We start from the raw sequence: 12,207 nt of genomic DNA, 5'->3' as shown, positions 1-12,207 counted from the left end.
ACGCATTTACTCAGTAAATGCATTCTAGTGCTCGTCTTCTTCAACTTTTTTGCCCAAACTTCTAATTCTGCAAATAGCTTTTCAAAGCTCGGAAAAGTTAAATACTTCAGTGGTAAGCATAGTGAAGGAACGTTAAATTTGAAAATTCGATAAGACGCGTCGGACGATTCGTCTTATCGAATTTTCAAATTTATTTTTATGAAGGTGATCATTGGCTCCTATGGTAGGCCAATTTTTACGTTCAAAAAAATGGATGAGTTCAGTCAATTTTGTTAAACCTCCTGATCATCATCTGTACTATGTGAATATCTTCCACGTTGATCAACTTCATTAATCTCTTTCCAATCTTCTTCTGTAATCCAATCAAAACGATCAAAAGAAGATTTTGAGACAGGCTGTTTTATTTTGATGGTTTTTTCTATAGGTTTGAAAGGTAAAATGTTATCGCGCATTTAAGTTACTCCCCTTCATGATATATGAAACTGAAATTTTTTACTTACTTTACAAACTGTACAAGGATTGTATACAAAGATTATAGCACATATAAACCTCACTAGTGAATACGTAAAAACGTTTATTTCTGCTGCTCCACATACCAGTCAATCATCTTGCGCGCGATGCTGATTAGCGGTGGAATATTCGGCAGATCATGCGGGTCGAACCAATCTGCATGCACAATCTCCTCGCCATCGACTTGAATCTCGCCGCTGTCGTATTCGGCGATATAACCGACCATTAGCGAATGCGGGAACGGCCACGGTTGGCTGTCGAAGTAGCGAATATTTTTCACCTTGATGCCGATTTCCTCCATCGTCTCACGCTGTACACAATCCTCCAACGTTTCGCCCGCCTCAACAAAACCAGCGATCAGACCATACATATTCCCGGGGAAATGTCCGGCGCGCGCCAGCAGTAGCTTGTCGCCTTTGGTGATCAGCGTGATGACTGCCGGGGAGATGCGTGGATACTGACTCAGACCGCAGTTCGGGCAAACTTTGCTGCGTTCATGCTCTGCATGTTCGAGCGCCGTACCGCATCGTCCGCAAAACTGATGCGTCGCATCCCAGCCGAGCATCTGCACCGCACGTCCAGCGACATGAAACAGATCCTGATCGATCTGTTCAAACAGACCGAACAGCGGGATGAATGCCATAGCTTCCGGCGCTTGTATATCTTTGCTAACTTCAGCAGTGTAACACGAAGCCTGCTCAATCGAGCCGAGATAGAGTGAACGCAGCGGCTCTAGCTTGTATTGCTCCAGCCCTTTGGCAACTGGAACGGCAAGCTGTTCATTTTGCTGATGCACCAGCATCTCATTTCCTCGGAAAATAAACCAGTATCCCGTCTCATTCTCCTGCTCGGCAGGCTTCATAGCAGGGATGTAGCGTGTATAGATGCTTTGTTTGACAAATGACATATGCTCAGAACCTTTCTCTGTCCCAAAATAGGAATACTATGATGAATGAAAGAATGTATGGATGTTTGTCCTTCATGCTTGCTCATAATTTTACCGTTCCATAGCTCATCCGGTAGCTTCTTTTTACCCTTTGAACAGCATCCGAATCGCGACCACGAACAGGCAGACTGCTAGCACGCGCACGATGGCTTTGGCAGGGATTTTGGATGCGATCCGTGCGCCAATCTGTCCGCCGACCAGTGCGCCGATGGCGAGCCAGAGGAATTGATCCCACATCACATGTCCGAGTGCTACGTGCGATACCGTACCAACAAACGACGATAGCAAAATCGAGAACATTGAGGTGGCAGTCGCGATATGTGGTGGAAATGTCAGAAACAGAATCATCGTTGGCACCATCACCGAGCCGCCGCCGATACCGAACAAGCTAGATAGAAAGCCGACAAAGAACGCAACCCCGCAGCCAAACCATAGATTAAATGAATATTCATGTACACTACCAGTGTTGTCAGTCAGCCGATGCGTAACCGTCGGACGCAAAAATCCGTCTCTGCTCTGCGTCGGCTTGAAGTTGATCATCACCGCCATAATCATGAGAAATATACCAAGTGCTACAAAAAACACGCGGCTCCCAACGACGCTTGTCGTCCATGCACCAAGAATCGAACCTGGAATCATCGCAATCGAAAAGGCGATGCCGCTGCGGTAGTCGATTTTACGCTGACGAGCATAGGCGAGGGTGCTGGAGATTGCGCTGACGAACAGTACCGCCATCGACGTACCGGAAATATTCGCTACCGGAATGACATACAGAAACGCCAATACCGGCACAATAATAAACCCGCCGCCCAGCCCGGCAACCGCTCCACAGATCGAAGCGAGCATCCCGACCGCCAGCAGCAGAATGTGTTCCAAAAGCAAAGTCGTATCCATAGTAGAGTTCCTTTCTATCGTGTACCGTCTATACATGTTGTGTACCAATGCATGATCCGTGTTCAGACAATCTGTACCAAGTATATCACTAAATGAAAATACTTTGCTGTATGCAACATATGTTTGCTTTGGCATAATTGGTTGGTATATTCTGATACAAAATAAAACAGGATCACAGCCGCCTTGTCTATAAGCGTCCTTGATCCTGTTGACATCGCTAGCTTATTACTATCTGATAGTCACTATTCACAATGTAGTGTAGCTACTCAAGTCATTAACCGTGTGACTATGACTTTCCAACACTCTACCATTCTGTGAAGCTACAACTGTATAGCATTTACATATCCATATATGTCCAAATCCATAACTACGTAGCTATATAGCTCCATGACTGCGTAGTTGTATAGCTTCATGGCGCTATGATTACATGCCGCTCAAAGTATCTACTATACTGTAAGCTATATTTTATACTCTGAATTACGAAGAATTACGAAGCTTCCGCACTCGTGCCTTGCGCCGCCACGGGAGCTGTTGCGACAACTGGGCGACTGTTCCCACGAGCAATCCGATTTTTAAAATATCCGATAATCGTGGATACGATCACTACCGACATCGCTGACAATACCGCTTCATACAATCCGACCGAGTACAGCCCGATGCACACGACGATGGAATCGAACACAAAGTTCACCAACCCCGGATTCCAGCCGAACCGCTGCTGCATGAAGATTGCTACGATGTTTACGCCACCTAGCGAAGCGCGATTCATAAACAGCAAGGACAATCCCAGTCCGCATAGAATGCTACCGATAACCGTACCTGCCAGTTGCGGCAGAGCAAACGTAGGCAGCCAGCGATCCACTGATGTCATCAGCGATACGAGGCAGACGGATAAGACGGTCGAGAGTGTGAAGCTCCATCCCATCCGAAAGAGCGAGAATACATAAAATGGAATATTAATAACAAAAAACAATAAAGCAAACGGCATATGCAGCAAATAGCTGAGACTGAGCGACAATCCTGCTGTACCGCCGGTTACGACCTGAGCGTGTCGCAGCAACAGCAGCCCGGCGCTGACAAGCATACAGCCGAGTACTACTTTTAACAGACGCAGAGCATGCTGCGAAGCATTCACAGATGTAGATGAAGACATGAAATCATCCTTTCGATCACGTTGAATAATTATTCATTTTGCAATATGTACATGATATAATACCAAACAAGCAAAACACATATAAAAAAAGATAGAATTACCAGTTATCCTTGTCAAAATGAATAATAATGGATCGTTAAGGCTACATATTGGCATGACGAGGCAAAATGGAATATACATACAGGGAGGAAAGCTTACATGGATCATATTGACGCACGTTTGCTGACATTATTGCAGGAGGATGCACGCATGACGATTAGCGACCTGTCCAAGCAGTTGTCGCTCAGCCGTCCGAGCGTAACGGAACGACTGCATCGTTTACAGGAAAGAGGAGTTATTCAAGGCTTTACCGCCATCGTCTCACCGGCAGCGATTGGGCGCAGTATTCTGCTAATGATCCAGATCAGCGATCTGAAGGTGTCCGCTAGCGAATGGGAGAAGATGATCGTGCAGGAGGAAGATGTGATCGAATGTCACCGCGTGACAGGGGAGATCGGGTACATAATCAAAGCAGCGGTCGATGGCATGGAAGGGCTACGCCAGCTTGTTGATCGGCTGATGGTATACAGCTATGTGAATACGTCGGTCGTGCTGACTTCACCAGTCGAGCGGCGGCATGTGCTGCCGGTGAATGTGGAGGAGTAACGTATATACAGAAATACAAACAAATAAGCAGCAACGACGGCTTTTCACCGTAGTTGCTGCTTATTCGTTGATTTGTTTAGTAAACATCATCGTTATTGCGTATAGCCATAAGACCATATACATAATGTATAAAGCATATGAATGGCGTATAGAACGTATGAGTGCGTTATAGAACATATGAGTGCTGTATAGAACGTATTATGAGTGCTGTATAGAACACATGAGTGCTGTATAGAACACATGAGTGCTGTATAGAACGTATGAGTGCTATATAAAATATATAGGCGTTTTTAGTGCTAGGGAATTGTAGCTCTTGCCTTCAGACCGCAGTACGAGCTGTATCCGCCGCCAACCGATGTAGCAAATGATACGTACAGCGAATCCCATACAAGAAATCATCCACACCTGTATTCTCATTAGGCGAATGATTCGCTTCATCATACGGCGCATACGGTACAATGACGGATGGTGCTTTTAAAATATCCGTCCATACATAATTCGGCAGCGTGCCGCCCATGCCGGGCTGAATAACCGGAGCCAGCGGATACGCTTCGGTGACAGTTTGGATGACGGTCTGGATGATATCGAGATCAACCGGTGTGCGAGATGGCGGCACACTCATCACCTGCTCAATAATAATGTCCGGTGCGTGCTGCTGCACATGACGTGCCAGCTTGTCGTACACCTGCTGTGGATGCTGATCTGGCACGAGCCGCACGTCGATATACGCTTCTGCTTTGGCTGGGATAATGCCCTTGCCTGTACTGCCGCTATGAATGCCATGAATATTCAATGTTGGCTCCATCGTCAGGCGACGATAATAGCTCTCCCCATCCATATCCAGCGCTGCATAACCGACCTGCCGTGCCAGATCATCCAGCTCAAACGGCAGCTGGCGCAGCGCCTCTGCTTCCGCATCGCTCACTGCACGCACATCGTCGAAAAATCCGTCCACCAGAATCTTCCCATCTCGTGAGCGCATGGAATCCAGCAAATGGACAAGTGACCAAATGGGATTGGGAACGATATTACCTTTGTTGCCGGAATGGTTGTCCCACTGCGCGCCATGGGACGTTAGCTTGATCGCGAGCGCACCACGTACGCCAAGCAGTACGACTGGCGCGCCACTCACATGCTGTGGACCGTCAGACGTGTAGACGAGATCGGCTTGCAGCAGATCGCGGTGCTGCTCTACGAAGATCGGCAGACTGCGGCTGCCAGTTTCTTCTTCGCCTTCGATTAGTATTTTCACATTGATCGGTAGTTGACCATGTAGCTCCAGACACGATTGAATCGCTATAATGTGCGCTAGAAATTGACCTTTGTTATCGCCCGCGCCACGCGCATAGATTTTGCCATTGCGAATCTCCGGTGCAAATGGATCGGAGTGCCATTCTTCCAGCGGATCAGGCGGCATCACATCGTAATGTCCGTAAAATAACACCGTCGGCAGCTGCTGATCGCGAATCAACTCGCCGTACACGATAGGATACTGTCCTTCGTCGAATATTCTCGTTTGCAGCCCTGCCTGTTCCAACAGCTGTTGTACCATGACGGCGCAAGTATCCATACCAGTACCGTCGTGGCTAATACTTTCCTGACGCAGCAGGGTGAACAGCTGCTCCAACCACTGCTCTCGTCGCTCGGCAGACAGCTGGTCAAACGCTTGAAAATCCGGTACATCGTCTTGAGATTGAGACATATGAGTAGATACTCCTTTCACGTAGCGGATGATAGTATCGTAACGAGTGCAATGATGGTACATAGAATGAGCAGAACGATAGATATACATTGAATAAAATTCTGACTAATATAGTCGGAAAAGTCAAATATGAAGATGTAACATGCGAATTGTCAGATCGCACACCGGATTGTACGCGTAATCGGACTGTATCTAGCCATCCCGTCCCATTCCATCCCGTCGCAACAATCAGAGCGATACATTGATATGACAGCAATTATGATGCATGACAGCAGTTATAACGTCTTGATTAACAAACTGGCGATGACGACTGAAGCGACGGTGACGGTCGTGAAGCCGCCAATGAGCATCGGCGGTGCGAGATCGTCAAGGATGCGCTTTTGTTCCTCTGGTGTACGACCGACGCTGCGGCTCACTTCCTGACACAGAATATAATCTGCTGGAAAGCCGTACATCGAAGTGAGCGCCACAGACATGCCTTTGCGCGGGTCCCATTTTAACAGCTTGGAACTGAAATAGCCGCCGACCAACACACCGACCAGACCGAACAGCAGAATGAGCAATACTTTTGGAATATAGCTGATGAACATACCAAAAGTCACGTCTGTCATGGAACTGATTACGATGAATACCGTACCGATCATCGCAATACCAGTCGCTTTGGCATGATCCATCATATTTTGCTGATAAAAGCCGACTTGCGCACCTACAATGCCGAAGATCAGGCAGAACAGCGTGTAGTTGATGCCTGTCCATTCATCCAGTATCGTCGCAAGCGCACCACCTAGAAACAGCTTGAACACCATAATGTAGGGGCTATTGAATCTGCCGCTAGGCGCAGATGCATCACTACCTTTAATAGCAGAAAGATCCGAATCATTCGCCGTATCCTGCTGTTGCAGATGATCCCGAAAATGAATAGCATATCGCTGTAAAAAATAACTGGTCAACGGCATACCGAACAGCTTATGAATCGCCAGCATCAGCACGGGAATAGTGACGAGCGCATTGAGTCCAAGTCGCTCCAATTCCGTCGTGGTGATGATCGTAGCGATATTGCCCCCGATCATAGGACCGATGCCGATGACCGCAGTTGTGTAGCCGAGAATTGGCGGGATAATCAACAGCACCAGACCGCCGCCGATAAGGACGGAGATCAGGGAGATTAATACGGATTTGTACTGCTGCTTCATCACTTTGAACGGAATCAATGTACCCATATGTACGATAAGTGGAGCGATCATCACCATGCCGATTGAGGTAAAGGTGGAATTCTTGATAATATCTTTGGGTAAAATACCCGTCCACAGCAGTCCCATATAGATCAGGATCGCAATGAGCAGCATCGGCACTTTGGCACGAGTCAGCACAGAGATTACTTCCCCAGCAGCAATGATGGCGAGAATGATAACGGCAGCGATAACAGGTTGTTGCAATAGCGTCATAGAGGCTCCTCCTTATGCCATTTCACTGCAACGCGGCAGTGAAAGAGTAAATTAGGTAACATCATAACGCTTTTACGTTAAACGATACATAAAACATTTCATCATTTCTTTGCATAAAAATAAGCATGTTGTACAAAAAAAGGAGCGTTTACCTGCAAAATGAAATATACGCTTTTTGAAGGTGAGAAAATACATCTTTTTGTGTTAGAAATGATGACTTATTATTAAGAATAATGACTTACTATCGGAGATAATAACATTTTGATCAAGCATTACAGCTAATAGATTGATTTTCGAAACAAGCAAATGCCAAAAAACCAACCGCTCCAGCAATGTCGAAGCGGTTGGTTTTCTTTTCTACGTTCCATATGCAAGCTGCATCCGACGGTTCATGATTCAGGCAACATACACATTGAGTCATACAGTGGTTCACGATCTCGTCTGCATCATTACCATTTCTATCAGCACGATCTGTATCTACTTTCATAAGATTGGTATACAGACAAGGATGGCTACACTAATACCATGACGCACTATTTGCCGTGAGCCGCCATATTATCGTTATGCTGCTCCAACGATAGGTCAAAGTTATCGCGGTTACCAATTTGCGCCGTCGGTCCTGCGCCGTGACGATTGTACAGTACTAACCAGTAAAAGATCGGATACTGTCGCAGCGGCTGGCGTTGCGCGCCGACATACACATCGGCAAGCTGCTCATACGGTTGCCAGTAATCCACGATGTTCGGTGTAACCCGGCGATGCGCCCGGCTACTCGGAATATGCTGACAGACACGCTCCGACATCAATCTTTCTTTGAATGTGCCATAAAAGGTATGCGAGCTGCCATGGGTACGGCAAATAAACGGTCGTACCGGATATACACGACAGATGCCTTTTTCCCGATCGAGTAACGGACAGGCAAAGCTATTCCGCCCCGCATGATGGCGAATAGAATCCAGCTCCTGCTTGCGATTGGTACGGTTCACCAGCGCATCGTACATCGGTGGATTGTCCTGTTGAAATATCTCCAGATTGCGCTCCGCCTGTTCAAACGCTTCGCGGATATCATGCTTGCTCCAGCTATGCTCCATATAACTGAGCAGCAATTCAAATTCGACCTGCGATACCGGAAAATAATCCGAACAGCAGCTACTGCAACCTGCTGCACATGGTGGATGCTTGGTACTATGCTCATGATAATCGTCGATCACATGATCCACCTGACGATACAGATCGGTCATATGCATAGCCCGGCTGTCAGGTGCTGAACGGGGGTGACAGTGTCGGAGTTCTTTTCCACTGCCGCAGAAGCATAAGCTGTTGCGCGACAGAGCGGAAGCGGATGAGGCTTCCAACGCTTCCGATGGTTCATGATGTTGCGGCATGGCATTTCGTCCTTTCTGCGTTGTGTTCACCGAGGAACACAAGGAAATCTGCGGCTTGCTATATAAAATGACTGCATAATATGACAGACGACAAAAGGTATTCTTTTCATTATACCGCATGTTGTGACTAGAAGAACGGCAGGATTATGATACAATATGCCAATACAGGATGACATCAATGGAGGCACGACAATGGAATCATCGGAGCAAAATAAATCCGCATGGAGCGGAAGCACATATCAATCGTGGTTGAATCGGTTTGGTACACCAGCCGAAGCCGCAAGCAAAATCCAAAGCGATCCGCGCAAGCGTATTAGCGGCGCGCTCACTCATATGGGCGATGTGCAGGGGAAACGCATCATCAACCTGATGGGCTCGAACGGCAACAAGGCAGTAGCGCTGGCACTACTCGGTGCGGAGCTGACAGTAGCAGACTTTTCCCCGGAAAATGAGCAATATGCGCTGGAGCTAGCAGCTGCTGCTGGTGTGCCACTGCGCTATATCGTGTCTGACGTGCTGGAATTGCCGCAGGAGCTGAATGGTGGGTACGATGTCGTATTTATGGAGTTTGGCATCCTGCATTATTTTACCGATTTGCGTCCGCTGTTTGACATAGTGGCGCGTGTGCTACATCAGGGCGGACGACTAGTATTGCAGGATTTTCACCCGATATCGACTAAGCTAATCTCATCGCGCGGCACCACCGCCAAGATCCGCAAGCACAAAGTCGACGGCGATTATTTTGATCAGTCGCTAGTGGAAAAGGAAGTATCCTATTCCAAATACGCCGAATCCGGCACTGCTGAGCCAGAACGGGAAAAGGTGTACTTGCGCAACTGGACACTTGGCGAGATCGTTACCGCGGTTGCTTCGACGGGGCTGATCATCAAAGTACTGGAAGAATTGCCAAACCAGTCATCCGATGTGTTCGATAAAGGCATTCCGAAGACGTTTACGATTGTAGCGGAGAAGTGAATAGAGAAAGAAAGCTCATCATCCTGTGATTCAGGAATAGATGAGCTTTCTTTCTCATTTGCCAAACGTAGCTCCGGGCACGACGGTATATCGATCCAATGCCTGTGTAGATTTAGGAACAATGTTAACGAATTTGATTTTACCGTTCTCAAAAGTGAAATTCCATTTCTCTACCTTGACGCTATAGTCATCTTCTGCGGTTACTCGCTGCACGATTCGCATTGTTAGCGTATCAGTGGTGCGCGCAACCACTCGCATATCTACAATACTATTGGCATTATAGCTGCCTGCGGGAAAACTCTCCTTATAGATATCCGTTTTAAAATTTGAAGAAATCAGAGGAAGCATATCTTGTTGCCGTCGTTCATCGTACGCCATGATCCATTTCAAAGCCAAATTCTGTTCAGACACATATTCCACAGCGCTTGCTTCGGATTGGAAATTCGGATCAGAGTTTACATACACACGTTTACTAGCGTTGTCCCACTGTACAGCAACGCCAAGACTGTCCGAAATCGTACGTAGCGGAACATAGACCGAGCCGTCAATGATTTGCAGTGGTTTATTTGTCTGTACAGCATTACTGTTAACAAAAATCTGCGGAGCCGTTGTTGCAGCATACACTACCGTACCGCATACCAAAGTTAGCATGGTTGTAGCTAAAGCAACTTTTGCTGATGATTTCATTGCAAGGTTCCTCTCTAGTTCGCCCGAATATATGTCTCCAAATAATCATTGCTAAATTTCCCCTGCGGATCGTACTTCTCTACTAGCTGCTGAAACTGTGGCAGGTTGTCGAATTGCTGCTTCAATGTCTCGGCTGGCACGGTGTGCAGCTTGCCCCAGTGTGGACGGGCATTGAATGGTGCGAGTGCCTGCTCGATCAGCGGTAGTACGCGTTCCACGGCTGTCCAATCGTCGTGCCATGTAAAGTGAAAAGCGACGGACGGCTGATTGTAAAAAAGACTCAGCCATAGATCATCCGCGGCGATGGTGCGCAATTCACCGACGAACAGAATTGGCTTCAGATGCTCACGTAGTTCATGAATCGCCAGTGCCGCTTCGTAGATATGCTCTCGTGGCAATACATATTCGCTTTGCAGCTCTTTGCCCGCGCTCGGTGTAAACTCCAACCGGAAATGTGCCAGTCGCTCATACCACATGCCCGGTTCTCCGAGCTGCTGGGTGCAATTTTGCGTCTGGTCTTGCATATTTTGCAGTGGGTGCAGTGCAGTTGTTGCTGGGGTCGCTCCGTACAAGTCGGTCAGCCCATCATAGCTTGCGCCGTCTTCTTCCCGGCATTTGGTCCACACTTGATGAAACGAAGGCTGTTGCCAATCGGTAAAGAAACTGACGCTGTAGGCGCTGGCGAAGATATCGTCAGCGTGCTGTTCCAGTTGGTTAAGCGGCAGATTCTCATACACGAATTGCTTGACTGTATACGTCGGTACAACCTTCAACGTCAGTTTGGTCACGATACCGAGCGCGCCGACATTGACAACCACACCGGTGAATTGTGCGTCGCCGCGCTGGAAGCTGTGCAATTCGCCGCTGGCGTCAAGCAGCTCCAAGCCTTCGACTGCGGCAGCCAGACTGCCATTTTCACTACCGGAGCCGTGAGTGGAGGTGGCGATAGCTCCTGCAATCGTAATATGCGGCAGGGATGCCAGATTGTGCAGGGCGTAATCTGTTTGACTGAGCGCCGCGCACAGCTCGCCGTATGTAATGCCGCCTTCGACGGTCACCGTGTGTTGCTGCTCGTTCACTTCTAGCAGTCGATTCCATTTGCGCAGCGAGATGAAGATGCCGTCGGTGTCAGTAATGGAGTTGAACGTATGACCGCTGCCGGGAATCTTGATGCGTGAATGTTCTTTGACCAGTTGTTGTAGATGCTCAATATTCTCAGGATACACAAGTTCCGTTGCACCGTAGGTGTAGTTGCCTGCCCAGTTTTGATAACTCATATAAAATCCTCCTCTGGCGTCGATGTAGTGTATTGTGCTTTATGAATCCGCTATCATAAATGAAGATGGGAACGGACTATACCGATCTGGAACAGTCATAGTGTAGCAAAGATGATTCTTTTCGTTTGTGTAGGATAGTGTGTTGTGCAATAGTGGCTTGTTCGATAAGCTGGCAAGCGCAAGTTGGATGTATAGCATTGAATATGCTTTGTTGCAATCGCGCGTTTTGAATGCGAGTTTGGCTGTGCCTTTTTTATTATACGTCTTCTTTGCTAAAATATCCGCTATTTAGCATGAAATGTCATACATGTACGATAGCAGGATGAAGGTGCAGCAGAGTTACTTCGTGCCTGTTATGCATTCTCAATTTGTTCTCTGTTGGGTTCAGCAATATCGTCTTGTTCAACAATATCGTCGTATTCGATACATCGTCTTCTACTGAACAGCATTACACGTCATGAATACTGCATATCGGTAGATTCGCAGGAAGGAGTGCAAAAACAGGAATGGGTGCAAAATAAATAACCCAAGCCTTTTGCAGCAAGGCTTGGGTTGAATAAGGTGGACTTAGAAACACATACAGAAATA

Annotated in this window: 11 protein-coding genes; 2 read left to right on the top strand and 9 right to left on the bottom strand. The window is 47.4% G+C overall.

Annotated features, from left to right (window positions below):
• Positions 1-272 precede the first annotated feature (272 nt).
• From ACDE64_RS23090 to ACDE64_RS23075, 4 genes are all read right to left on the bottom strand, one after another.
• Positions 273-452, bottom strand: coding sequence for a hypothetical protein (locus ACDE64_RS23090; protein ID WP_411348465.1), 180 nt, complete (start codon positions 450-452; stop codon positions 273-275).
• A 122-nt stretch (positions 453-574) separates the two neighbouring features.
• Positions 575-1,417 carry an NAD(+) diphosphatase gene (gene nudC, locus ACDE64_RS23085; RefSeq protein ID WP_411348464.1) on the bottom strand — a complete coding sequence of 281 codons (843 nt, stop codon included), beginning with the start codon at positions 1,415-1,417 and terminating at the stop codon, positions 575-577.
• A gap of 123 nt (positions 1,418-1,540) precedes the next feature.
• Entirely contained in the window at positions 1,541-2,350 is an 810-nt protein-coding gene (locus ACDE64_RS23080) for a sulfite exporter TauE/SafE family protein (protein ID WP_411348463.1), read from the bottom strand.
• A gap of 487 nt (positions 2,351-2,837) precedes the next feature.
• Entirely contained in the window at positions 2,838-3,503 is a 666-nt protein-coding gene (locus ACDE64_RS23075) for a YitT family protein (protein WP_411348462.1), read from the bottom strand.
• Positions 3,504-3,701: 198 nt separating this feature from the next.
• Here ACDE64_RS23075 and ACDE64_RS23070 point away from each other — a divergent pair, with 198 nt between their 5' ends.
• Entirely contained in the window at positions 3,702-4,148 is a 447-nt protein-coding gene (locus tag ACDE64_RS23070; RefSeq protein ID WP_411344383.1) for an Lrp/AsnC family transcriptional regulator, read from the top strand.
• A gap of 319 nt (positions 4,149-4,467) precedes the next feature.
• Here the strand turns inward: ACDE64_RS23070 and ACDE64_RS23065 are convergent, their stop codons facing one another.
• The 3 genes from ACDE64_RS23065 to ACDE64_RS23055 all read right to left on the bottom strand — a co-directional run bounded on the left by ACDE64_RS23065 (position 4,468) and on the right by ACDE64_RS23055 (position 8,680).
• A complete protein-coding gene (locus ACDE64_RS23065; protein ID WP_411348461.1) occupies positions 4,468-5,850 on the bottom strand; it encodes a M20/M25/M40 family metallo-hydrolase in 1,383 nt (460 codons plus the stop codon).
• 275 nt (positions 5,851-6,125) lie between these two features.
• Complete coding sequence (locus ACDE64_RS23060; protein WP_411348460.1) at positions 6,126-7,295, bottom strand: hypothetical protein; 1,170 nt, start codon at positions 7,293-7,295, stop codon at positions 6,126-6,128.
• A gap of 533 nt (positions 7,296-7,828) precedes the next feature.
• Positions 7,829-8,680, bottom strand: a complete 852-nt coding sequence (locus tag ACDE64_RS23055) for a YkgJ family cysteine cluster protein (RefSeq protein ID WP_411348459.1) — start codon at positions 8,678-8,680, stop codon at positions 7,829-7,831.
• Positions 8,681-8,872: 192 nt separating this feature from the next.
• Between ACDE64_RS23055 and ACDE64_RS23050 the strand changes: the two genes are divergently transcribed.
• Positions 8,873-9,655: a class I SAM-dependent methyltransferase gene (locus ACDE64_RS23050; protein ID WP_411348458.1), complete on the top strand. Its 783-nt coding sequence runs from the start codon at positions 8,873-8,875 to the stop codon at positions 9,653-9,655.
• 54 nt (positions 9,656-9,709) lie between these two features.
• Here the strand turns inward: ACDE64_RS23050 and ACDE64_RS23045 are convergent, their stop codons facing one another.
• Complete coding sequence (locus ACDE64_RS23045) at positions 9,710-10,342, bottom strand: stalk domain-containing protein (RefSeq protein ID WP_411348457.1); 633 nt, start codon at positions 10,340-10,342, stop codon at positions 9,710-9,712.
• Between the two features lie 14 nt (positions 10,343-10,356).
• A complete protein-coding gene (locus tag ACDE64_RS23040; protein WP_411348456.1) occupies positions 10,357-11,619 on the bottom strand; it encodes an FAD-binding protein in 1,263 nt (420 codons plus the stop codon).
• Positions 11,620-12,207: the final 588 nt, after the last annotated feature.

Source organism: Paenibacillus sp. WLX2291 (assembly GCF_046603665.1).
Taxonomy (GTDB): domain Bacteria; phylum Bacillota; class Bacilli; order Paenibacillales; family Paenibacillaceae; genus Saccharibacillus.
Note: the sequence above shows the minus strand (reverse complement) of the source record. Positions and strands in the feature narration are given on the sequence as shown.

Excerpts from the sequence above, each read along its gene's own strand:
- ACDE64_RS23075 (WP_411348462.1), bottom strand. The coding sequence starts at position 3,503 with ATGTCTTCATCTACATCTGTGAATGCTTCGCAGCATGCTCTGCGTCTG.
- ACDE64_RS23055 (WP_411348459.1), bottom strand. The coding sequence starts at position 8,680 with ATGCCGCAACATCATGAACCATCGGAAGCGTTGGAAGCCTCATCCGCT.
- ACDE64_RS23060 (WP_411348460.1), bottom strand. The coding sequence starts at position 7,295 with ATGACGCTATTGCAACAACCTGTTATCGCTGCCGTTATCATTCTCGCC.
- ACDE64_RS23090 (WP_411348465.1), bottom strand. The coding sequence starts at position 452 with ATGCGCGATAACATTTTACCTTTCAAACCTATAGAAAAAACCATCAAA.
- nudC (WP_411348464.1), bottom strand. The coding sequence starts at position 1,417 with ATGTCATTTGTCAAACAAAGCATCTATACACGCTACATCCCTGCTATG.
- ACDE64_RS23045 (WP_411348457.1), bottom strand. The coding sequence starts at position 10,342 with ATGAAATCATCAGCAAAAGTTGCTTTAGCTACAACCATGCTAACTTTG.
- ACDE64_RS23070 (WP_411344383.1), top strand. The coding sequence starts at position 3,702 with ATGGATCATATTGACGCACGTTTGCTGACATTATTGCAGGAGGATGCA.
- ACDE64_RS23065 (WP_411348461.1), bottom strand. The coding sequence starts at position 5,850 with ATGTCTCAATCTCAAGACGATGTACCGGATTTTCAAGCGTTTGACCAG.
- ACDE64_RS23050 (WP_411348458.1), top strand. The coding sequence starts at position 8,873 with ATGGAATCATCGGAGCAAAATAAATCCGCATGGAGCGGAAGCACATAT.
- ACDE64_RS23040 (WP_411348456.1), bottom strand. The coding sequence starts at position 11,619 with ATGAGTTATCAAAACTGGGCAGGCAACTACACCTACGGTGCAACGGAA.
- ACDE64_RS23080 (WP_411348463.1), bottom strand. The coding sequence starts at position 2,350 with ATGGATACGACTTTGCTTTTGGAACACATTCTGCTGCTGGCGGTCGGG.